Annotated in this window: 8 protein-coding genes; 7 read left to right on the top strand and 1 reads right to left on the bottom strand. The window is 73.4% G+C overall.

What is annotated here, in order from left to right; genetic code table 11:
- Positions 1–32 precede the first annotated feature (32 nt).
- Positions 33–1382 (bottom strand): crotonyl-CoA carboxylase/reductase, encoded by a 1350-nt coding sequence (gene ccrA, locus FB457_RS07940; protein ID WP_047018886.1) that lies wholly within the window; start codon positions 1380–1382, stop codon positions 33–35.
- Between the two features lie 540 nt (positions 1383–1922).
- On the opposite strand from ccrA, the gene FB457_RS07935 reads away from it, so the two are divergent.
- The 7 genes from FB457_RS07935 to FB457_RS07905 all read left to right on the top strand — a co-directional run bounded on the left by FB457_RS07935 (position 1923) and on the right by FB457_RS07905 (position 24899).
- Positions 1923–10628, top strand: a complete 8706-nt coding sequence (locus tag FB457_RS07935; RefSeq protein ID WP_145781360.1) for a type I polyketide synthase — start codon at positions 1923–1925, stop codon at positions 10626–10628.
- Complete coding sequence (locus tag FB457_RS07930; RefSeq protein WP_145781358.1) at positions 10625–13933, top strand: type I polyketide synthase; 3309 nt, start codon at positions 10625–10627, stop codon at positions 13931–13933. Before FB457_RS07935 ends, FB457_RS07930 begins: the two co-directional genes overlap by 4 nt.
- Entirely contained in the window at positions 13930–17262 is a 3333-nt protein-coding gene (locus FB457_RS07925; protein WP_145781357.1) for a non-ribosomal peptide synthetase, read from the top strand. Before FB457_RS07930 ends, FB457_RS07925 begins: the two co-directional genes overlap by 4 nt.
- A gap of 5 nt (positions 17263–17267) precedes the next feature.
- Positions 17268–23027 carry a type I polyketide synthase gene (locus FB457_RS07920; RefSeq protein ID WP_486588957.1) on the top strand — a complete coding sequence of 1920 codons (5760 nt, stop codon included), beginning with the start codon at positions 17268–17270 and terminating at the stop codon, positions 23025–23027.
- Positions 23028–23091: 64 nt separating this feature from the next.
- Positions 23092–23841 carry a 3-oxoacyl-ACP reductase FabG gene (gene fabG / locus FB457_RS07915; RefSeq protein ID WP_145781354.1) on the top strand — a complete coding sequence of 250 codons (750 nt, stop codon included), beginning with the start codon at positions 23092–23094 and terminating at the stop codon, positions 23839–23841.
- A gap of 53 nt (positions 23842–23894) precedes the next feature.
- The gene (locus tag FB457_RS07910; RefSeq protein ID WP_047018891.1) at positions 23895–24089 is read left to right on the top strand and encodes a ferredoxin; all 195 of its coding nucleotides are present in this window, start codon (positions 23895–23897) and stop codon (positions 24087–24089) included.
- A gap of 15 nt (positions 24090–24104) precedes the next feature.
- Complete coding sequence (locus FB457_RS07905) at positions 24105–24899, top strand: thioesterase II family protein (protein ID WP_078898506.1); 795 nt, start codon at positions 24105–24107, stop codon at positions 24897–24899.
- Positions 24900–25126: the final 227 nt, after the last annotated feature.

Raw genomic sequence — 25126 nt, 5'->3', positions numbered from 1 at the left:
CCCCCGCCGGCCTTTCCCCGCCGGAGCCGCACTCACCCGGCAGCCGGAACCCGCCCGGTGCGGAACCTGTTGATCGCCGTCTCGTGGCGCGCGCGCAGCTCCGGGTTCCTCACCCCGAGCCCTTCCCGAGGAGCCAGGCACAGCACGCCGACCTTGCCCTGGTGCAGGTTGCGGTGGACGACGTGCACGGCCTGCGCCGTCTGCTCCAGCGGAACGACCTCCGACAGCGTGGGGTGGATCCGGCCCTGGGCGATGAGCCGGTTCGCCGCCCAGGCCTCGCGGTAGTTGGCGAAGTGCGTTCCGACGATTCGCTTGAGGTGCATCCAGAGGTACCGGTTGTCGTACGTGTGCTGGAAGCCCGAGGTCGACGCGCAGCTCACGATCGTGCCGCCGCGGCGGGCCACGTACACGCTGGCGCCGAAGGTCTCCCGCCCCGGGTGCTCGAACACGATGTCCGGGTCCTCGCCACCGGTCAGTTCCCTGAGCCGGGTGCCGAACCGCCGCCACTCGCGCTGGTCCTGCGTGTGCTCGTCCTTCCAGAACCGGTAGCCCTCGGCACTCCTGTCGATGATCAGCTCCGCTCCCATCCGGCGGCACACCTCGGCTTTCTCCGGGCTGGAGACCACGCACACCGGAGTCGCCCCGCCGTTGAGCACCAACTGCGTGGCATAGGAGCCGAGGCCGCCGGACGCGCCCCAGATCAGCACGGTGTCACCCTGCTTGAGCCGGGCGCCGTTGGCCGACACGAGCTGGCGGTACGCGGTGGAGTTCACCAGCCCGGAGGCGGCGGCCTCCTCCCAGGTCAGATGCCCGGGCTTGGGCATGAGCTGGTTGGCCTTGACCAGTGCCAGCTCGGCCAGGCCGCCGAAGTTCGTCTCGAACCCCCAGATCCGCTGCTCCGGGTCGAGCATGGTGTCCGCGTGCCCGTCGGGGTGCGACAACTCGACCGACAGGCAGTGGGCCACCACCTCGTCCCCGGGCCGCCACGGCGTCACTCCCTCGCCGCAGCGCAGCACCACCCCGGCGAGGTCCGAGCCGAGGACGTGGTACGGCAGGTCGTGCCGAGCGCCCTGCGGCGAAGCCTTGCCGTAGCGGGACAGGAACCCGAACGTCGGCAGCGGTTCGAAGATCGACGACCACACCGTGTTGTGGTTGATCCCGCTGGCCAGCACCGCGACCAGGACCTCGCCGGGGGCCGGCTGCGGCGTCGGCACCTCCTCCAGGTGCAGGGACTTGCGCGGATCCTTGTCGCGGCTCGCCACCCCGTCGAACATCGTCACCTCGTCGGCGTGGAGGGTGACGCCCCGGTAGAAGTCGGGCACCGGCAGGTGCCCTACTTCGCCGGATGCGCCCACGGTGATCGCGTCGAGAATCTCCTGCATGACTCCAGCCCTCTTTCCGGCTTGCTCCACCAGTACCGCAGAACGCGGGTGAGGCGAGGTCCCCGTGGGGAAATATTCGAGCCGCTACGGATGTCCGTTTCGCTGTGGCCCTGCCGAATTGTCAGGGCAAGTACGCGGTTCATGCTGGCACCCGGCGGCCGGCGCAGTCCAGCCGCCCAGGTCCCCGAACCGGCGTCCGGAACCGATGCGTCCATGGTCCCCGAGGCGGCCGACGGGGTGTTCAACTGACCGGCAATGGCAGTTGAACGCTCCGCGCGTAGACCCATGGCTCGCCATTTCTTGACGGGCCCTGGGGCTTCCTGGAAGCTGAATCGCCAGTCAGGGGAGCCGCCTGGGAAATGTACCGGCCGTCCGGCCGGATTAATTCACCAGCCGCTGAGTAAGCGGCGGCTGTGCTGCTTCGGATCGTGCTCGCTCTTTTCGGAACGACGACGCGGGCGCGCGGTGATTTCGCGCCGCCGGCCCGTACTCGCTCCGCGGGCAGGCGCGCCTGAGTCGAGCATGTGAGAGGGCAGTCGGATGCTGAGACGCGATTCCGAGTCACTTGTCGACCATTTCCGCACGGTCTTCGAGGAGCACCCGGAGCAACGGACCTTCCGGTTCCTCGTGGACGGTGAGGGCGAGCCGGAGTCCCTCGCCAACGGCGCGTTCGACCTACGGGCCCGCGCGATCGCCGCGGCGCTCCGGGAGCGCGTTCCCGCCGGTGCGCGGGCGTTGATCATGTGCCCGGCGGGGCTGGACTACGTGACCTCCTTCTTCGGCTGCCTGTACGCCGGCGTCCTCGCCGTGCCCGTCTACCCGCCCGATCCGGCCTTCCTGATGCGTACCCTGCCGAGGCTGACCGGGGTGATCGAGGACGCCGATCCCGGCGTGATCCTCGCCCCGGCCGAGACCGTCGCCCTGGCCGACCGCTTCGCCGAACACGCCCCCGCGCTGCGGGACATCGCCTGGCTGACCATCGACGATCTCGACCCGGCCGCCGCCGAGGACTGGCGCCACCCCGGATCGGTCCGCGACGACGTCGCCTTCCTGCAGTACACCTCGGGTTCGACCAGCCGTCCCAAGGGCGTCATGGTCAGCCACGGCAACCTGCTGCACAACATCGCGGGGATGAACAGCCGGTTCTTCGCCGACGACCCGGACCAGCACATGGTGAGCTGGCTGCCGCCGTTCCACGACATGGGGCTGATTTTCGGCCTGCTCACCCCCGCCTACGCCGGCTTCCCGGTGACGTTCATGTCGCCGTTCTCCTTCCTCAAGCGCCCGCTGCGCTGGCTGCGGGCGATCTCCGAAGCCGGCGGCACCGCGTGTGCGGCGCCCAACTTCGCCTACGACCTCGCCGTCCGGAAGGTGACCGAGGAGGAACGGCGCACCCTTGACCTGAGCACCTGGCGCGTCGCCGCGAACGGCGCCGAGCCGGTCCGGCAGCAGACGATGGAGCGCTTCTCCCGCACGTTCGCCGACTGCGGCTTCCGGCCGTCGGCGCATGCCCCTTCCTACGGCCTGGCCGAGGGCACCCTGCTGGTCTCCACCGGCGACCCCCGGGCCGAACCGCCCAGCAGAACGCTCCGGGTGAGCGGACTGCTGTCCGGCGCCGCCGAGGACGCCGGACCCGGCGAGGCCGCCCGGACACTGCCGGGCTGCGGCACCTCGCTGCCCGACCAGCGGGTCGTCGCGGTGGACCCGGAGACCTGTGCCGCACTGCCCGACGGCCGGATCGGCGAGCTGTGGGTCGCCGGGCGGAGCGTCGCCGGCGGCTACTGGCGGCGTACGCGGGAGACCGAAGAGACCTTCGGCGCCCGGCTCGCCGGCAGCGGCGAGGGCCCGTTCCTGCGCACCGGCGACCTGGGCTTCACCGACGGCGACGAAATCTATGTCACCGGCCGCATCAAGGACGTCATCATCGTGGCGGGCCGCAACCACTACCCGCACGACATCGAGCGCACCGTCGAGGCCGTCGACGACGGCCTGCGGTCGGGCTGCGGTGTGGCGGGCACCCGTGACCTCGACGGCGAGGAGCGGCTGATCGTCGTCCAGGAGTACCGGGGGAGCCGTTCGCCGGAGGACCGCGCCCGGATCATCGCCGGCATCCGGGCCGAGATCGCACGCGAGCACGGCCTGGAGGCGTTCCTTGTCGCGCTGGCACGCCCCGGCACCGTACCGAAGACCTCCAGCGGGAAGCTCCAGCGCCAGGCGTGCCTGGACGCGGTACTCGGCGGGACCCTGAAGCCGCTGGCCCAGTGGCGGGCGGACGAAGCGGACCGGGACGGCCGGGCGGGCGCTCCCGGGGCGCCGGAAGGTCCGGCCGGTGCGCACGGCCCCGGCCGGACCGCCCCGGGCGCGGCCGAGATCGAGCAGTGGCTGCGGGAGATGCTCGCCGCCACGACCGGCGGCCGGGCCGAAGCCGTCGACCCCGGGCTTCCGTTCGCCGGATACGGACTGCGGTCGGTCGACATGGTCACCATGGTCGGCGACCTGGAGCAACGGCTCGGAGTGCCGCTCGCACCGACCGTGGTCTGGGAGCATCCCACCCCCGCCAAGCTCGCCGGGCACCTGGCCGGCGATCTCCCGGCGGCGCTCCCCGCGGCACAGGCCGCGACGACCGGGCGCTCCGACGGCAGCACCGGGCCCGGCGCCCGCCCGGCGGCCACCGCGCCCGACCCCGTTGCGATCGTCGGCATCGGATGCCGCTTCCCCGGCGGCGTCGACGGTCCCGATGACTTCTGGCGGCTGCTGACCGAGGGGCGGGACGCGGTCACCGAGGTCCCGGCGGACCGTTGGGACCTCGAGCAGTTCACCTCCGACGACCCCGCCGCCCCCGGCCGTACCACCAGCCGCTGGGGAGGGTTCCTCGACGGCGTCGACCGGTTCGACGCCGGCTTCTTCGGCATCTCGCGGCAGGAAGCCACCCGCATGGACCCGCAGCAGCGCCTCCTCGCCGAAGTGGCGTTCGAGGCACTGGAGAACGCCGGGATGCCCTCCGACCGGCTGGCCGGATCGCCCACCGGCGTGTTCGTCGGCATCTCCACCTTCGACTACGCCACCGGCCAGTTGCGTGACCTCGACGCCATCGATCCCTACACCGGCACCGGCAGCGCCCTGAGCATCTCCGCGAACCGCCTGTCGTATCTTCTGGACCTGCGCGGTCCCAGCCTCGCGGTGGACACCGCGTGCTCCTCCTCGCTGGTCGCGGTCCTCCAGGCCTGCGCGAGCCTGGAGCGCGGTGACTGCGAACTGGCCCTCGCCGGCGGGGTCAACCTCGTACTCTCCCCGGCCTTCGCCATCAACTTCAGCAAGGCCGGCGCGATGTCCGCGGACGGCCGGTGCAAGCCGTTCGACTCCCGCGCCGACGGATACGTGCGCTCCGAGGGCGCCGGTGTCGTCGTACTCAAACCGCTGAGCCGCGCGCTGGCCGACAAAGACCCCGTATACGCCGTGATCCGCGGCGGTGCCGTCAACCAGGACGGCGCCAGCAACGGCCTCATGGCGCCCAACCCGCAGGCCCAGGAAGGGGTGCTGCGTGCCGCCTTCAGCAACGCAGGCGTGCGGGGCGCGGACATCGGGTACGTCGAGGCCCACGGCACCGGCACGGCGCTCGGCGACCCGATCGAGGCCAAGGCGCTCGGTGCCGTCCTCGGGGAGGGCCGTGATCCCGCCCGCCCGTGCCTGATCGGCTCGGTGAAGTCCAACCTGGGGCACATGGAGGCCGCCGCGGGCATCGGCGGGCTGATCAAGGCGGCACTGGCGGTCCGCCACCGCACCGTCCCGGCGACCCTGCACTACCGCGAACCGAATCCGCACATCCCCTTCGACGATCTCGCCCTGCGGGTCGCCCACACCCTCCAGCCCTGGCCGGCCGGCGAGGACGGCGTCGCACGGGCCGGAGTGAGTTCGTTCGGCTTCGGTGGCACCAACGCCCACCTGGTGCTGGAGCAACCCCCGGCCACCGACCCCGCGCCCCGGCAGGACCCGGCGGACGACACCGTCCTGCTGACCGTCTCGGCCCGCGACGAACGCGCCCTGCGCGCCCTCGCCGCGGACTACGCCGACAAGCTCGCCGCGCCCGGACTCGACCTGGAGGTCTTCGCCACCGCCGCGGCGGTCCGCCGCACCCACCACGAACACCGGCTGGCCTGCACCGGCTCGTCGGCAGAGGAACTGCGCACCGCGCTCTCCGCGTTCGGCCGCGGCACGGACGCCCCCGGCCTGTCCAGCGGCGTCCGGCGCGTGGGCTGGCACCCCAAGCCGGTGTTCGTCTTCTCCGGCCAGGGCCCCCGGTGGTGGCCGCTGGCAGCAGACCTGCTCGACGGGGAGCCGGTGTTCCGCGCGGTCGTCGAACGCTGCGACGCCCTGCTGCGCCGGCACACCGACTGGTCACTGCTGGACCAGCTCACCGCCGACCCCGCCGGATCCTGCCTGCAGGACACCGCCGTCGGCCAGCCCGCCCTCATCGCGGTGCAGATCGCGCTCGCCGCCCTCTGGCGCTCCTGGGGAGTCGAACCTGCCGCCGTCGTCGGCCACAGCGTCGGTGAGATCGCAGCGGCACACCTGTCGGGAGCGATCGCGCTGGAGGACGCCCTCGTCATCGCACTGCACCGCGGCACCGCCCTGCAGAGCGCGACCGGCAGGGGCAGGATGGCGGTCGTCGGCGTCGGTCTGGAACGGGCCGGGGAGATCCTCGCCGAACAACGTCCCGGACAGGTGTGGATCGCAGCGGGCAACAGCCCCGGATCCACCGTCTACTCGGGGGAGACCACCGCCCTGGAGGCGCTGGCCGAGGCCCTTCGGAAAGAGGGCCTGTACTGCCGCGTCCTGGAGTCGGTCGAATTCGCCTCCCACTGCCCCCTGATGGAGCCCGTCGCACAGGAGCTGTGGGGACTGCTGGCGGACCTGCGTCCGCGCACCGGCACCCTCCCCATGATCTCCACCGTCACCGGGCAGCCCGTCGACGGCGACCGGCTGGACGCCGAGTACTGGGCGTCCAACCTCACCCGGCCGGTGCTGTTCGACACCGCGATCGGCGCGCTGGCCGAGTCCGGTCACGACGTCTTCGTCGAGATGTCTCCGCACCCGATGCTCACCGACGCCGTCACCGAGCGCCTGTCGTCGTACGGTCACACGGCCGCCGTCTCGTCCCTGCGCAGCGACCGGCCGGGCCGCGCCACCGTCCGCGCGGAACTCGGCCGGCTCTACACCGCCGGTTTCCCCATCGACTGGACCCGGGTGTACGGCCCGGCCGCACCCATGGCCGGCCTTCCCACCTACCCGTGGCAGCGCACCCGCTTCTGGTACGCCGAGCACACCCGTTACCGGCCCGAGCACCGCGGGCACCCCGTCCTCCGCACCGCCGTGCGGTCCGCCCTGCCCCCGTACGCCGCCCACTGGTCCGCCCCGGTCGCGCTGGACGGCTTCGGCTATCTGACCGACCACCGGGTCGGCGGCAGCCCCGCCCTGCCGGGCGCGCTCGTCCTGGACGCCTGGCTCGCGGCGGCGCGCGAGCACCTCGGCGGCCCGGCCGCTCTCACGGACGTCCACTTCACCCGGCTGACCGTCGTACCCGAGCACGCCGAGGACGCCACGCTGCAACTCGTCCTCGTCCCCGAGACCGCCGATACCGGCTCGCTGCGGCTGTTCACCCGGACCACGGGCGACGACGCATGGACCGAGGCCGCCCACGGCGCCTTCCGCAGCGGCGCGCCCGACCCCGGCGGCGAACCGCTGGCCGCCGTACGCGAACGCTGCGCCACCCCGGTGGACACCGATGCCCACTACGCCGCGCTGCACCGGGCAGGGCTGGCGTACGGGCCGGCCTTCCAGGGCGTCGAAGAACTGTGGTGCGGCCCCGGCGAGGCCGTGGCCCGGCTGCGCGACCGGCCCGCCCTGACCGCGGACCGCGGCGAGCACCCGGTGCACCCGGCCGTGCTCGACAGCGCGCTGCAGACCCTCATGGCCGCCCTGGCGCCGCCCGCCGGCCGGGCCGACGCCGGCACGAGCATCTATCTGCCGGTGCGCGTCGGCGGATTCGCCCTCTACGCCGAGCGGGCCGAACCCTGCTGGGCGTACGCCGCGGCCACCGCACCGGAACCCGGTGCCGAGGAGATCACCGACGCCACCGTCATGCTCTACGACGCCTCCGGCGCACCGGTCGGCGAGGTCACTGGCATCGCCCTCAAGCGCCTGGCCGGGGACACCTCCGCCGACCCGCTCGCGGAGGCCCTGTACGACATCGACTGGCGGCAGACGCCGGGGAAGGCCGAGGTCGAAGCCGGTGCGGAGCCCGGCACCTGGCTGGTGTTCGCCGACGCCGGCGGTACCTGCGACGCGCTCGTCACCGGACTGCGGGCCCGCGGCGGCACCTGTGTCACCGTCACCCCCGGCCCCGGCTACGCCAAACCGGCCCCGGACCAGTACGTGCTGGACCCCGAGCGGCGCGAGGATGCCGCCGCGCTCCTGGCTGACCTGGACGCCGACGGCATCCGCCCCGGCGGCATCGTGCACGCCTGGGCCCTCGACGCCGCGCTCGCCGAGGACGACACCCCCGCACGGCTGCTCGCCGTCCAGGACGCAGCCACCGTGCCCGCCCTGCACCTGGTCCAGGAGATCGCCCGGACCGGACAGGAGCCCGCGCCTCGACTGGTGCTGCTCACCCGCGGCGCCCAGCGGGCCGCCGCGGGCGACGAACTGTCGGTCGGCCAGGCGCCGCTGTGGGGACTGGCCCGCGTGATCGGCGCCGAGCACGCCGAACTGCGCCCCACCGTCGTCGATCTGGACCCCGCCCGCCCCGACGGCGAAGCGGATCTGCTCCTGGCCGAGGTGCTGCGCCCCGGCGACGACGGCCAGGTCGCCCTTCGCCACGGCGAGCGCCTGACGCCCGCACTCCAGCGGTGGACGCCCTCCGAAACGGCCGCGGACGCCAAGCCCGCTTGGGTCTTCGACGCGGCGCGCGACGGCAATCACCGGCTGCTCGCGGCCCACCCCGGCCGCCTCGCCAGCGTCGCGGCCACCTGGTGGCACCGCACGCCGCCGGGAGCCGGCCAGGTGGAGATCGAGGTCGCCGCCGCCGGCCTGAACTTCAGCGACGTCCTGAAGGCTCTGGAGACCTACCCCGGCGCGAAGGGCGTCGTCCCCCTCGGCGCCGAGTGCGCCGGCCGCGTCGTCGCCGTCGGCGAGGGCGTGACCCGTCACCGCGTCGGCGACCGGGTGATCGCGGTCGGCGCGCACAGCATGGCGGCGTTCACCACGGTCGTCGAGGAACTGGTCGCCCCCGCGCCGCTCTCCCTCGGCGAGGACGAGGCCGCCGCCGTACCCATCGCCTTCCTCACCGCCGTCCACGCCCTGGAGCGCCTGGCCCGGCTGCGCCGGGGCGAGACCGTGCTCATCCACTCCGCGACCGGCGGGGTCGGACTGGCCGCGCTGCAGGTCGCCCGGCGCCGCGGCGCCCGCGTCTACGCCACGGCCGGCACGGAGGAGAAGCGCGAACTGCTGCGCGGCCTCGGCGTGGAGCACGCCATGGACTCGCGCACGCTCGCCTTCGCCGACGAGATCACCGAACGCACCGGCGGCCGCGGCGTCGACGTCGTGCTCAACTCCGCCACCGGCGAGGCCCTGGTGCGCAGCCTGCGGCTGCTGGCACCGGGCGGCCGGTTCGTCGAGATCGGCAAGCGGGACGTCTACGCCAACAGCCATATCGGGCTGGAGCTCTTCAAGGACAACCGCGCCCTCTTCGCCGTGGACCTGGAACGCACCATCCGCGAGCAGCCCGAGGAGATCGCCGGGCTCTTCGCCGACATCGTCCGGGGTTTCGACGGCGGCGAGTTCACCGCTCTGCCCGTCACCACCCACCGCTTCTCCGACGCGCCGGCCGCCTTCAGCGCCATGGCGCAGGCGCGGCACACCGGCAAGCTGGTGCTGCGGCCCGATCCCCACGAGCGGATCACCACCGCCCCAGGCGCGGCTCCCGTACGGCCGGACGGCACCTACCTGATCACCGGCGGGCTCGGCGCGCTCGGCCTGGAGACCGCTCGCTACCTGGCCGGGGCGGGCGCCCGCCACCTCGTGCTGGCGGGTCGCAACGCCCCCTCGGCCGCCGCCGAACGGGCCGTCGCCGAGCTGCGGGACCGCGCGGAGGTCGCCGTCGTCAGTGCCGACGTGTCCCAGCGCGGCAGCCTCGACGAAGTCCTCGCCCGCATCGACGCCACCATGCCGCCCCTGGCCGGCGTCGTGCACGCCGCCGGAGTCCTCGACGACGGACTGCTGACCGGCCTGGACCGGGAGCGGTTCCGCTCGGTCGCCGCACCCAAGGCCACCGCCGCCTGGCACCTGCACCACGCCACCTCGGACCGCGAACTGGACTTCTTCGTGCTGTACTCCTCGGCAGCCGCCGTGCTCGGCTCCGCCAGCCAGGGCAACTACGCCGCCGCCAGCGCCCTCCTGGACACCCTCGCCCACCACCGGCGTGCCCGCGGACTGCCCGCGCTCAGCATCGACTGGGGTCCCTGGTCGGACATCGGCCTCGCCGCCCGCCCCGACCGCGGCGGCGTCCTCGCCGCCCGCGGCATCGAGAGCATCAGCCCCGGCGACGGCATAGCGACCCTCGACCGGCTGCTGCGCACCGACGCCGCCCAGGTCTGCGTCCTGCCCCTGGACCGGGACAAGCTGCGCGACCACCCCGGAGGAGGTCTCCTCGGCACCCTGCTCGGGGACGCGCCCGGAGAGTCCCCGGCCAGCCGGCCGGCCACGAGCGAGGTTCGCCGCCGACTGCTCTCCGTCGAGCCGGGTCGCCGCCGCCGGGCCGTTCTGACCGAGCACTGCCGGGCGGTCGCGGCCCGTGTGGTGGGCGCCGAGCCCGGCAGGATCGACACCAGCGCCCCCATGAACAGCATGGGGTTCGACTCGCTGCTCTCCCTGGAACTGCGCAACTCGCTGGTGTCCTCGCTCCGGGTGGAGCTGCCCTCGACCATCGCCTGGCGCTTTCCGACCATCGACGCCCTGGTGCCGTATCTGGCGGAGCGCATGGACGTCGAGCTGGAACCCGGCCTGACGGTTCCCGAACGCCCTGCCGGGAAGGCCGCGTCCGGTCCACCCGCTCCCCTCGCCGGGGACCAGCGGAGCGCCGGCCCGCTCCCGACGAGCGCCCCGCCCGACCTCGACGGGATGTCCACCACCGACCTCGAGGCGCTCCTGCTGGCCAAGACGAAGCAGATAGACGAAGGGGGCCGGCGATGACGTCACCGGAACGCACCCTGGTATCGGCCGACACGCTCAAGAACGCCTACCTGACGATGGAGCGCCTGCAGCGCCGGATCGAGGAGTACGAGCGGGCGCGCACCGAACCCGTCGCCGTCGTCGGCGTCGGCTGCCGCTTCCCCGGCGGCGTCACCGACACCGCCACGTACTGGCGGATGCTCACCGGCGGCGTCGACGCCGTCGGCGACATTCCCGCCGACCGGTGGGACCACGACGCCTTCTACGACGAGGAGGCCGGCAAGCCGGGCAAGATCTACACCCGCTCCGGCGCGTTCATCGAGGGTCTCGACCGGTTCGACCACGACTTCTTCGGAATCTCCCGGCGCGAGGCGCTGGCGATGGACCCCCACCAGCGCCTGACCCTCGAAGTGTGCTGGGAGGCCCTGGAGGATGCCGGCCAGGCGCCCTCCGGCCTGGCCGGCAGCGACACCGGCGTGTTCATGGGCACCGCCAGCTCGGACCACGTCACCTCCCGGATCCGCCACCCCGAGGACGTCACCGCGTACACCAGCTCGGGCGCCGCGGCCAGCTTCGTCCCGGCCCGCATCTCCTACCTGCTCGACCTGCGCGGCCCCAACCTCGCCGTCGACACGGCGTGCTCCTCCTCCCTGCTCGCCGTCCACCAGGCATGCCAGAGCCTGCGTACGGGGGAGTGCGACATGGCGCTGGCCGGTGGCGTCAACGTCGTGCTCTCCCCGGTCCTGCTGATCTCCCAGTCGCAGTTCGGCTCGGTGTCCCGGCAGGGACGGGCGATGACCTTCTCCGACGCCGCCGACGGCTACGTACGCGGCGAGGGCTGCGGTGTCGTCGTCCTCAAGCGGCTCTCGGACGCCGTACGCGACCGGGACCGGATCCTCGCCGTCGTACGCGGCGGCGCGGTCAACCAGGACGGGCGCAGCGCCGGCATCACCGCGCCCAACGGCGCCGCGCAGGTGGGGGTCTACCGCCGCGCCCTGGCAGCCGGCGGGGTCCGGCCCGAACAGGTCGGGTACATCGAGACACACGGCACCGGCACGCGCCTCGGCGACCCGATCGAGGCCGGGGCACTCGCCGAGGTGTACGGACGGGACCACGGCGCGCCCGTATACCTCGGCGCCGTCAAGACCAACATCGGCCACCTGGAGGCGGCGGCGGGTATCGCCGGGCTGATCAAGGCCGCGCTGTGCGTCTCCCACGGAGCCATCCCGCCCAACCTGCACTTCACCCGGCTGAACTCCAACATCTCCTTCGAGGGCACCACCTTCGACGTACCCACCCGCGTCACCCCCTGGCCGGAGACCGAAGGCCCGCGCACCGCCGCCGTGAGCAGCTTCGGCCTCAGCGGCACGAACGTGCACATGATCCTGGAACAGGCGCCGTCAGCCCCGCCGGTGCCCGCGGACCACCGGCGGCCGGCCGGCGTCCTGGCCCTGTCCGCCCGCACCGAGACGGCGCTGGCCGCTCTCGCCCGCCGGTACGCCGACCGGCTCGCCGACGGCGACGGCACGCCGCTGGCCGACCTGTGCCATTCCGCCGCGACCGGCCGCACCCACTTCCGCCACCGCCTCGCCGCCGTCGGCACCACCCGCAAGGAAGTCGCCGACCGGCTCGCCGGCTTCCTCCGCGGCGAGACCCGGCCCGGCCTGGCGTTCGGCGAGGCCCGCGGTTCCGACGTGGTCTTCCTCTTCACCGGGCAGGGCGCCCAGCGCCCGGGCATGGCCCGTGTCCTCTACGACACCCAGCCCACCTTCCGGCGCACCGTCGACGAGTGCGCGCGGATCCTCGAACCGCTGCTCGACCGCCCGCTGCTGTCGGTCCTCTTCCCGGACGACCCCGACGACCGGCAGATCAACGAGACGGCGTACGCCCAGCCCGCGACCTTCGCGGTGGAGTACGCGATGGCCGAGCTGTGGCGCTCCTGGGGGGTGACTCCCGCGGCGGTGCTCGGCCACAGCTTCGGCGAGTGCGTCGCCGCATGCGTCGCGGGCGTGATGTCGCCGGCGGACGGGCTGGCCTTCACGGTGCAACGCGCCCGCGTCATCCAGGAGCACTCGCTGCCGGGCACCATGGCCGCGGTGTTCGCTCCCGAGGAAGAGGTGGCCGCCGAGATCGCCGCGCACCCGGACCGGATCGCCGTCGCCGCGGTCAACGGTCCGGCCAGCACCACCATCTCCGGCGACCGCGACCTGGTCGAGGCCGTCTGCGCCGCCTTCGCCGCCCGCGGCGTCAAGGCCAAGCCCCTGCACATCGCCTCCGCCGGCCACTCGCCGCTGATGGAGCCCGCCGTCGAGCCGCTGCGCCGCGCCGCGGACAAGATCGCGTTCGCCGCTCCCCGCATCCCCCTCGTCTCCAACGTCAGCGGCGAGCTGTGGCCATGGGAGCAGGTCCCCGGTGCCGACTACTGGGGCCGGCACGTCCGGGACACGGTGCGCTTCGCCGACGGCGTGCAGACCCTGCGCGACCTGGGCCACCGCACCTTCGTCGAGGTCGGCCCCGCCCCGACCCTGCTCGGCGTCGTCAGCGACGCCCTGCCGCCCGACCATGACGACCTGCTGCTGCCCAGCCTGCGCCCCCGGCACGATGACTGGGAGGTGCTGCTGGAGACGGTCGCCGAGCTGTACGCGGCCGGTGTCGACATCGACTGGGACGGGTTCGACGGCGACTACACCCGCACCAAGGCCGCGCTGCCCACCTACCCCTTCGAACCGACCCGCTGCTGGGAGCCGCCCCGGCCCTGGCACGGGGACCGCCCGGCCGCGCCCGCCGTCGAGAGCACCGCCGAGGCGGGGGACGACTCCCGTACCCGCCCCGCCCGGTCCTCCCGGCGCTCCTCGCGCAACCGGCGCCGCCCGAGCCGTATCCCCACCGCCACCGAACTCCGCGGGCTGGCCGAGCCCGAGCAACTGGACACCCTGGCCGCCCGGTTCGTGCTGAGCGTCAAGGACGTCCTCGGCTCCGCCTCCGGCGACGTCGGCCTGGACGAGCCGCTGACCGGTTTCGGCCTGGACTCCCTGATGGCCGTCGAACTGCGCAACGAGATCCAGGACAGGCTCGGCCTCACCCTGCAGATCACCGACTTCCTCGGCGGCGCGACCATCCGCAGCGTCGCCGAGCGCCTCGTCAAGGAGCTGGCTGCGACCGGCGGCGGCTCCGAGACGGATACACCGCACGACCGCTCCGGGGCACCGGCCGCGATCCGGCGCGTGCCCCGGGCGGCCGATACGGCCGCCGCGCTGCTCGCCGAGTTCACCGGCCCGCCCCAGGGCCCCGCCGCACAGAACTCCGGCCGGGAAGGACGGCAGTGACCGACGACGAGCTGACCCGGAAGCTGGCCGCCCTCACTCCCGAGCAGCGCGCCCGCTTCGACGCCCTGCTCGCCGAGCGGGCACCCGCCGAGGACACCTTCCCCCTCGCGGTCCTGCAGCGCGGCACCTGGTTCCTCGAACAGCTCCGGCCACGCAACCCGGGCTACATCGTGCCCGGCGCGGTCCGTGTCGAGGGCCACCTCGACACCGGTCTGCTGCGCGCGGCGGTCGACGAGATCGTCCGCCGCCACGAGGCCCTGCGCACCACCTTCCAGCTCCGCAACGGCACTCCCGTCCAGGTCGTCCACCCCGGTCCGGCCATCGACATCCCGGACACCGACCTCGGCGGCCCGGGGTACACCGACGCCGACCGCCGGAAGTGGATCGACGATGCCCTCGCCGAACCCTTCGACATCGACACCGGCCCGCTGCTGCGCGTCCGGCTGCTGCGCACAGGACCCGAGCAGTCCGTGCTCGTCGTCGCGATGCACCACCTCGTCTCCGACCGCTGGTCCACCGAGGTCTTCCTTGCCGAACTGTCCGAGCTGTACGAGGCGTTCGCCGCCGGCGCGCCTTCGCCGCTGCCCGACCTCGCCATCCAGTACGGAGACTTCGCCGCCTGGCAGCACCAGCAGCTCGACGACGGCGGCTGGCAGCAGGATCTGGCGTACTGGCGCGGCGCCCTGGCCGGCGCGCCCACCGTGCTGGACCTCCCGACCGACCGCCCCCGGCCCGCCGCCCAGGGCTTCAACGGGGGCTCCGTCCCCGTCGACCTGCCGCCGGCCCTGATCCGCGAACTGGCCGCGCTGGCCGGCCGGCACGGCGCCACCCCGTACATGGGGCTCCTGGCCGTCTTCCACATCCTGCTGTACCGCTACACCGGCCAGGAGGACATCGTGGTCGGCGTGCCCACCGCCCTGCGCGGTCGCGCCGAAGTCGAGCCGCTGATCGGCTACTTCGTCAACACCCTGCCGCTCAGAGCGGATCTGTCGGGTAACCCCGACTTCGCGCAGGTCCTCACCCGCGTCCGGGATGCGTGCCTGGGCGCGTACGCCCACCAGGACGTTCCCTTCGAGCTGATCGTCGCCGATCTCAACATCCCCCGCGACCTCAGCCGGCCCCCCGTCTATCAGGTCAGCTTCAGCTACGGCCGGGAGCCCGTGCCCACCCTCGCGATGGCCGGCGCCCGCCTCACCCGGCTCCAGGTCAGGAGCGAAGGCGCCCGCTTCGACCTGGAGTTGCAGGCGTTCGACACCGACGGCGGAGTCACCGGCTGGTTCGAATACGACCGTGATCTGTTCGACGAGTCCACCATCGTCCGCCTCGCCGGCCATTTCCACCGCCTGGTCGAACAGGTCGTCGCCCGGCCCGGCACCCCCGTCGACGACCTGGACCTCCTCGACGAGGGGGAACGACACCGTCTCCTCACTGAGTGGAACGCCACCGACAGGACATGGCACCACGGCCTGGTCCACGAGTGCGTCGAGGAACAGGCGCGCAGGACCCCCGAGGCCGAGGCCGTCCGGTACGCCGGCACCTCCCTCACCTACGCGGAGCTGAACAGGCGCGCCAACCGCCTCGCGCACGTCCTGCGCGCCCGCGGTGCAGGCCGCGACGCCCTGGTCGGCGTCGCCATGGAGCGCTCCCTCGACCTCGTCGTCGCGCTGCTCGCCGTCCTCAAGGCCGGCGCCGCGTACGTGCCGTTCGACACCGAGCTGCCGCCCGCCCGGCTCGCCGCCATCGCCGACGACGCCCGGCCGCCCGTGGTCCTCACCCAAGGTGCCCTGGCGGAACGGCTGCCGGCGCTCGACTGCCCCGTGCTGCGCGTGGAGGATCTCGCCGCGGAGCTGGCCGCGCAGTCCCCGGACGACCCCGGTGTCGCGGTGGACGGCGAGGATCTGGCGTACGTCATCTTCACCTCCGGCTCGACGGGCCGCCCCAAGGGGGTGATGAACGTCCACGCCGCCCTGCGCAACCGGCTGCTGTGGATGCAGGACGCCTACGGCCTGGACGCCACCGACCGGGTGCTGCAGAAGACGCCGTTCTCCTTCGACGTGTCGGTGTGGGAGTTCTTCTGGCCGCTGATGGCCGGCGCGACCCTCGTCGTGGCCCGGCCCGGCGGGCACCGTGACAGCGCCTACCTCGCCGACACCATCGCAGCCGACCGGATCACCACCGTCCATTTCGTGCCCTCCATGCTCCAGCTCTTCCTCACGGAGCCCCCGGAGAAGTCCGCCGGGCTGCGCCGCGTCTTCTGCAGCGGCGAGGAACTGCCCCGCACCCTGCACGACCGCTTCCTGGACCTCCACCGGGCCGAGCTGCACAACCTGTACGGCCCCACCGAGGCCGCCATCGACGTCACCGCCTGGCACTGCCGTCCGGGACCGGATCCCCGACCGGTGCCCATCGGCCGCCCCATCGCCAACACCCGCATGTACGTCCTGGACCGCCGGGGCCGCCCCGTCCCGGCCGGGGTCCCCGGCGAACTGTGCATCGGCGGCCGGGGCCTGGCCCGCGGCTACCTCAACCGACCGGACCTGACCGCCGAGCGCTTCACCGACGATCCCTTCGTGCCCGGGGACCGCATCTACCGCACCGGCGACCTCGCCCGGTACCGCCCCGACGGCGCGCTGGAATTCCTCGGCCGCCTCGACCACCAGGTCAAGCTCCGTGGCCAGCGCATCGAGCTCGGCGAGATCGAGGCGGTCCTGACCCGGCACGGAACCGTACGCGAAGCCGTGGTGATCGCCCGCGAACACGCCCCCGGTGACGTCCGTCTCGCCGCCTACGTCACCGCCGCCGGCGCTGCGGTGCCCGCCTCCGGCGATCTCGCCGCCCACCTGCGGGAGTACCTGCCCGAGTACATGGTCCCGGCCTCCTTCACCGTGCTCGACGCACTGCCCCTCACCGCCAGCGGCAAGGCCGACCGCAAGGCACTCCCCGAGCCGCGCACCGGCCGCCCCGACCTCGAAGCCCGGTTCGTCGCACCCGAGGACGGCCTGGAGCACGCGCTCGCCGAGATGTGGCGCGGCCTGCTCGGCGTCGAGCGCGTCGGAGCGCGGGACAACTTCTTCGATCTCGGCGGCCACTCCCTGCTCATGGCCGAGTTCCGCACCCGCCTGCTCGCCGGCCTCGGTCACGAACTCACCATGGTCGAACTCTTCCAGCACCCCACCGTCGGCTCTCTGGCCGCGTACCTCGGCGGCCCCCGCACCGGGTCCCAGAGCGCCGGGCACGGAGCCAGGCAGCGTGCGGAAAACCGTCGTCAGTCCCGCAGCCGGCGGCAACAGGCGGCCGAGCGCCGGGCTTCCTCCCGCGGAGACAGGTGATCGAAGTGTCACAGCCACAGCAGGACCCGACCCGTGCACCCGGTGGGGACCGGGGACAGGACCTCGACCGCGTCGCCGTCATCGGCATGGCGGGCCGCTTCCCCGGCGCCGGTGACGTGGAGACGTTCTGGTCCGGCCTCGCCCAGGGCCGGGTGGGCATCACCGCCTTCTCGGACGAGGAACTGGCCGCATCCGGCGTCGACCCGGCGCTCCTGGCCCGGGACGGCTACGTCAAGGCCAAGGGAGTGCTGGAGGGCGCGGACCTGTTCGACGAGGCGTTCTTCGGATACAGCCCCCGCGAGGCCGAACTCCTCGACCCCCAGCACCGGGTCTTCCTCGAATGTGCCTGGCAGGCCCTGGAATCCGCCGGGGTCGACCCCCGCGGCTTCGACGGCCGGATCGGCGTGTTCGCCGGCGCCGGACTCAATTCGTACCTGCTGTTCAACCTCATGCACAACGAGCAGGTCCGCGACGCGGCCGGCATGTACCAGGTGCTGCTCGCCTCCGACAAGGACTTCCTGGCCACCCGGGTCGCGTACAAACTGGATCTCACCGGGCCGGCCGTCACCGTCCAGACCGCCTGCTCCACCTCGCTGACCGCCGTACACCTGGCCTGCCAGAGCCTGGTCAACGGCGAGTGCGACATCGCGCTGGCCGGCGGCGTCTCGGTCTCGGCGCCCCTGCGCGCCGGCTACGCCTACGAGCCCGGCGGCATCCTGTCCCCGGACGGCACGTGCCGCGCCTTCGACGCCGACGCCTCCGGAACCGTCGCCGGCAACGGCGCCGGCATCGTCGTCCTGCGCCGGCTCACGGACGCGCGCGCCGACGGCGACGGCGTCGACGCGGTCATCCTGGCCACCGCCGTGAACAACGACGGCTCCCTGAAGGCCGGATACACCGCACCGAGCGTCGACGGCCAGGCCGACGTCGTGGCCGAGGCGCTGGCGCTGGCCGACATCGACCCGGCCACCGTCGGCTTCGTGGAGGCCCACGGCACCGGCACCCCACTCGGCGACCCCATCGAGATCGCCGCCCTCACCCGGGCCTTCCGCACCGGTACGGAGGACCGGGGCTTCTGCGCCGTCGGCTCGGTCAAGAGCAACGTCGGCCATCTCGACGCCGCCGCCGGCGTCACCGGCCTGATCAAGACCGTCCTCGCCCTCAAGCACGAGGCCATCCCGCCGACTGCGCACTACGAACGGCCCAACCCCGCCCTGGAACTGGAGACCAGCCCCTTCTACGTCAACACCGGCCTGCGGTCGTGGCCGCGCGGGGCCGAGCCGCGGCGAGCCGGCGTCAGCTCCTTCGGCATCGGCGGCACCAACGTCCACGTCGTCCTCGAAGAGGCCCCCGCCGGCCGGCCGGCCGGCGACGCCGACGGCAACCGGCCGGCCGGCGACGCCACCGCCGAGCCCCCGGCGCGGCTGCTGCCGCTGTCCGCGAAGTCCGCGCCCGCCCTCGCCGAAGCCGCCGGACGCCTGGCCGACCACCTCGAAGCCCACCCGGGCACCCTGCTCGACGCCGTGGCCCACACCCTGGCCCGACGCCGTGCCCGCTTCCCCCACCGCACCGCCGCCGTCGCCCGCACCACCGACGAGGCCGTCACCGCGCTGCGGCTGCTCGCGGTCGACGCGGACTCCGCCGTCGCCGCGCCCGACAGTGCCCCGGTCGCGTTCCTCTTCCCCGGGCAGGGCGCCCAGTATCCCGGCATGGCCCGCGGTCTCCATGACCGCGAACCGGTCTTCGCCGCCGAGTTCGACCGCTGTGCGGCCCTGTTCGCCCCGTACCTGGAGGAGGACCTGCGCGCCCTCGTCCTCGCCCCGGACGACCCGCGGACCGAGAAGGACGCCGGCGAACGGCTGCGGCTGACCGGCTTCGCCCAGCCCGCGCTCTTCTGCGTCGAGTACGCACTCGCCCGGCTGTGGCAGTCCTGGGGCGTCCAGCCGCGCGCCATGGCAGGACACAGCGTCGGCGAGTACGTCGCCGCCTGCCTCGCGGGGGTGTTCTCGCTGGAGGACGCCGTACGCCTCGTCGCCGCCCGCGGCCGGCTCGTCCAGAAGATGCCGGGCGGCGCCATGCTCAGTGTCTTCCTGCCCGAGCGGGAGACCACGGCCCGCCTGGGCGACGGCCTCTCCCTCGCCGCCGTCAACTCCACCGCGCTCTGCGTCGTCTCCGGACTCCCCGAGGCCGTCGACGACCTCGAACGACAGCTCACGGCCGAGGGCGTGGGGTGCCGCCGGCTGCACACCTCCCACGCCTTCCACTCGCCCGCGATGGATCCCGTGGTGCAGCCCTTCACGGACGAGGTGCGCGGCGTCAGCCTGCACCCCCCGGCGGTTCCGTTCGTCTCCGACGTCACCGGGACCTGGATCACCGACGAGCAGGCCACCAGCCCCGACTACTGGGGCGGTCACCTGCGGCAGCCGGTACGGTTCCGGGACGCCCTCGGCGTCCTGCTCGCCGACCCCGCCCTGGTGCTGCTGGAGGTCGGCCCCGGCCGGACCCTCACCGACTTCGCGCGTGCCCACCGGTCGTGGAGCCCCGGCCGTACCGCCGCCGGGTCGCTGCCGCACCCCGGGCAGGACACCCGTGACGACGCGCATCTGATGACGAACCTCGGTGCCGTGTGGAGCGCGGGGGCCGCAGTGGACTGGGCCGCCGTCCAGGGAGAGGAGCGGCACCCCCCGCTCCGGCTGCCCGGCTACCCCTTCCAGCGCCGCCGGTTCTGGGTCGAACCCGCCGGGACATCCCGCGGCAGCCAACCCGCTGCCACCACCGCGGACGACTGGTTCCACGCTCCCGGCTGGCAGCGGCTCACCCTGCCCGCACGGCGTGCGACAGGGCCCACCGGCGACGTCTGGGTGGTGCTCGGCGCCGGCCTCGCTCTCGGCGACGCCCTCGCCGACCGTCTCGCCGCCGCCGGCGACCACGTCGTCCGGGTCACCGCGGGCGGGGGCCTGGCAGGAGCCGGCGACGTCTGGACCGTGGACCCTGCCGACAGGGACGGTCTGACCACGCTCGTCTCCTCCCTCGCCGGGCGGCTCGCCGGAACCGGAGACGAGGCCCGCCTGCGCTTCGTCCACCTGTGGAGCACCACGGCAGACCCCGCCGGCGATCCGCCGCCGGGGGAGCCGCCGACCCGCGAGCGGCTGGAGGCCGCCCGCCGCACCGGCTTCGACAGCCTCCTGGCACTCGCACAGGCACTGTCGTCCGGCGAGCGCCCCACCGCGCCCGTCACCGTCGACGTGGTGTGCCGCGGGGTGTACGACGTCACCGGCGAGGAGACGCTGCGGCCCGAGCACGCCCTGCTCCTCGGCGCCGCCACCGTCATCCCCCAGGAGACCGCCGACACCGCCTGCCGCGTCCTGGACGTCACCGGCACCGACCCCCGCGCCCCCCATGACGACGCCGTACGCGCCCTGCTCACGGCCCTGACCGGGATGGCGGGGGAACCCGAACTCGCCCTGCGCGGCCGTCACTGGTGGCGCCGTACCTTCGCCGCCGTCCCCCTCGGGACCGACGGCACCGGCCTGCGCGACGGCGGCGTCTACCTGATCACCGGCGGGCTCGGCGGGCTCGGGCTGGCCATGGCCGAGCACATCGCCGCCACCGCCGAGCGGCCCGTACTCGCCCTGCTCGGCCGGTCCGCCTTCCCCGAGCCCGGCGACTGGGACGCCCACCTCGCCGCCCACGGCGAGAACGACCCCGTCAGCCTGCGCATCCTGCGACTGCGCCGTATCCAGGACCTCGGTGCCCGCGTCCACCTCCTCCGCGCCGACATCACCGACGAGGAGCAGACCCAGCGAGCGGTACGCGAACTCCGCGCGGCCGCGGGACCACTGAACGGTGTCGTGCACGCCGCCGGCAGCCCCTCCCGGGGGGTGATCGCCACGAAGTCCCCGGCCGACGCCGACCACGTGCTCGCCGCCAAGACCCGCGGCCTGCTCGTGCTGGACAGTGCCTGCCGTGACGACGACCTCGACTTCATGCTGCTGTGCTCTTCGGTGACCGGCGTCCTCGGCGGACCCGGCCAGAGCGACTACGCCGCGGCCAACGCCTTCCTCGACGCGTTCGCCCAGTGGAAGCGCCGCGAGACCGCCGTCCCGGTCACGGCGATCGGCTGGGACACCTGGCACGAGGTCGGCATGGCCGCCGGCCTCGGCGCCCGCTTCGGCGCCCCACCCGGCGCCGGGGCCGGCGGCCACCCGTTGATCCAGCGCCTCGTCCGCAGCACCCCCACGTCCCGTACCTACGCCACCGTCTTCAGCACCGCCGACAGCTGGATCGTCCGGGACCACCGCATCCAGGAACACGGGCTCGTTCCGGGTACCGCCTACCTGGAACTGGTCCGGGCCGCCGTGGCCGAGCAGGCCGCCGGGAGAGACATCGAGATCGGCGACGTGCAGTACACGATCCCCGTCGTCGTGCCGGAAGGGCAGACCCGCGAGGTCTTCACCACCGTCGAGGAACGTGACGGCCACTGGCACTTCCTCGTACGCAGCCGGACGGGCGCGGCCTGGCACGACCACGCCAGCGGCACGGTCTCCTTCCCGGACCGCGCACCCGACACCGTGCGCGACCTCGCCGGACTCCGCGCCGCCTGCGAGGTGAAGGAGGTCCTCGACACGCAGGAGTCGATCACACTCGGCCTCGGCCTGGACCGGTTCCAGAAGGGCGGGCCCATCGAGTTCTCCTTCGGGCCGCGCTGGAACTGCATGCGCGAGATCGCGGTCGGCCCGCGGCGGGTCATGGCCACGCTGCGACTGGACGAGGAGTTCCACGGCGACCTCGACCACTACCTCCTGCACCCGGCGCTGCTCGACGCGGCCGGCGGCACCGCCCGCGTGCACGCGCCCGGCACCTACTATCTGCCGTTCAGCTACCGGAGCCTGCGCTTTCATCACGGCCTGACCGGCACCGTCCACGCCCATGTCGAGCTGAAGGAGTCCGCCGACGCCACGGGCGAGACCAGCACGTGCGACATCGAGATCCTCGACCCCGAAGGCCGGGTCCTCGTCCGCATCGGCGACTTCACCATCAAGCGCATCAACGACCTGGACGGTCTGCGCGACCAGATCGCCCGTGCCGCCGAGCCGCCCGCACCCGGCCACGGCACCGGCGGGGACGGCGCCGACGAGCCGGCCGGCACCGGCATCCTGCGCACCCTGGCCGAGGGCATCACCGAGCAGCAGGGCAAGGACGCCTTCGCCCGCATCCTCGCCGCCCCGGACCTGCCCGGCCACCTCGTCGTCTCCCACCGCGACTTCACCGCGGTCCGCGACCTGGCCCGCTCCCTGACCCCCGCGCTGCTGGCCCGGGAGATGGACGAACTGGCGCCGCCCGGCGCCACCCATCCGCGCCCCCACCTGCCCACCCCCTACACGGCCCCCCGCACGCCCCGGGAACAGGCCGTCGCCGACGTGTGGCAGGAGGTGCTGGGCCTTGACCGGGTCGGCGTCGACGACGACTTCTTCGCCCTGGGCGGCCACTCCCTGGCCGCCGTGCAGATCGGCACCCGGCTGAAGTCCCGTCTCGGCACCGAACTCGACCTGCGCGCCTTCTTCGAACGACCCACCGTCGCCCACACCGTCGAGGTCCTGGACTCCCGCGCGGGCGCCCCGGCCGGCGGCCCGGACGACGCGATCGAAGTCCTGGCCCGGGACGGAGCCGACGGCACGGACCTCGACGCGCTCGCTCACCTCACCGACGACGAGGTCGAGGCCCGGCTGCGCGCACTGCTGGCCGCGGAGGGAGACGAGTCGTGAGGGGTTCCCACGGACCGGACCGACACCGCGGCGTCACCGACGCGCCGACCCCGGGAGAGCGCGTATGAGCGACTGTTCCCCGACTCCCGTCGCCCTGGTGGCGGGGGGCTCGCGCGGCATAGGGCGGGCCGTCGCCCTGCGGCTCGCCCGGGACGGCTACGACATCGCCGTCTGCTACGCCTCCGACGACTCCGCCGCCCGCGGGGTGGAGAAGGAGATATCCGCCACCGGCCGCCGCGCCCTGGTCCGGCGCACCGACGTCGCCGACCCCGATGCCGTCGAGGCGTTCGTCGACTCCGTCGAGGACACCCTCGGGCCCGTGCGTGCCGCCGTCACCTCCGCGGCCGTGCTACGCGACCAGCCCCTGAAGCTGATGGAGGACGAGGACTGGCACGACGTGCTGCGCACGAATCTCGACGGCGTCTTCCACGTCTGCCGCGCCGTCGTCGGGGACATGGTCGAACGCCGTCGCGGCGCGATCGTCACCCTGTCCTCCGTCGCCGGTCTGCACGGCAACGCGGGACAGACCAACTACGCCGCCTCCAAGGCCGGGATCGTCGGTTTCACCAAGTCCCTGGCCCGCGAGGTCGGCCGGTACGGCATCCGGGCCAACACGGTCGCACCGGGCTTCATCGCCACCGACCCCGTCCTCGCCCTGGAACCCGGCATCCGCGAGCGGTTCGAGCAGCGCATCGCTCTCGGCCGGCTCGGCCGTCCCGAAGAGGTAGCCGACCTCGTGTCGTTCCTGGTCTCGGACCGGGCGGCCTACCTCACGGGCGCCACCTTCACCATCGACGGCGGCATGGCCACCTGATCCGCCGCCCCCGCCGCCGACTCCCGCCCCTCGTGAACCGGAGGATGCCGACCATGCGCATCGAAGCCGACACCGACACCTGTGTCGGCTCGGGTATGTGCGCCCTGACCACACCCGAGCTGTTCGACCAGTCGGACAAGGACGGAACAGTCGTGCTGCTGCGGTCCGTACCGACGGACGTGCAGCTCAAGGATGCCGAGGACGCGGTACGTCGCTGCCCTTCCGGCGCACTGAGCCTGACGGACTGACCTGCGGTCCGCCCCATGCCCGGCGGCCGCGAGACGAAGGAGGACGGAAAGGTGCGCAACCCGTGGTTCGGCCGCAACGAGCCCGGACAGGAGGCCGCGGTCCGGCTGTTCTGCCTGCCCTACGCCGGCGGCAGCGCCGCCGCCTACCGCGACTGGCACGACCTGGCGCCACCCGGCATCCAGGTCTGCCCGCTCGAACTGCCGGGCCGCGGTGGCCGCATCCTGGAGCCGCCGATGACCAGGCTGCCGCAGCTCGCGGGTGCCCTGGCCGACGCGCTCTCTCCCCACCTGGACCGGCCCTTCGCCGTGTTCGGCCACAGCATGGGCGGCCTGCTCGCGTTCGAACTGACCAGGACCCTGCGCCGCCGCAGACGGCCGCTGCCCGCCCACCTGTTCGTGTCCGCCACCGCCGCGCCTGACGTCCCCCGCACCCGGCCCCCGGTGCACCAGGCGTCCGACGCCGACGTCGTCGGCGAACTGCGCACACTCGGCGGCACTCCGCGCGAGCTGCTCGAAGACGAGGAGCTGATGAGGCTGATGTTGCCCACGATCCGGGCCGACTTCTCGGTGCTGGAGAACTACCGGTACGGCCCCGAGCCGCCGCTGCCGGTCCCCCTCACCGTGCTCGGCGGCGCCGACGACCCGCTCGTGCCCGTACCCGACCTGGAGGGCTGGCGCCGCCAGACCGACGGGGACGCCGGCCTGCGCCTCCTGCAAGGGGGGCATTTCTTCCTCCACCCCGCCGACGGCGTCATGGCAGTCATCGCCGAGGCGGTCGGCATTCCCGCATCCGCCACCCCGACCCCCTGAAGGTATTCATCCGTTCCGGAAAGGCCGGAACAGCAGAGAACAACCCGCCATTCGCCGTGCCGGAAGAAAGCGTTCAACTGGCCGCGGCGGACAGTTGAACAGCCCAATGGCCCTGGCAGAGCACGGCGTATGACTGCGGTGGACGTGCGGTTCACCTGGTGCGAGCATGCATCGCGCCCTTCCGGTTCCTCCACTCGGCAAGGCAATCGCGCAACGGAAAACTCCCA

Source organism: Streptomyces sp. CNZ287, assembly GCF_007827615.1.
This window is presented reverse-complemented; position numbering and strand designations above follow the sequence as displayed.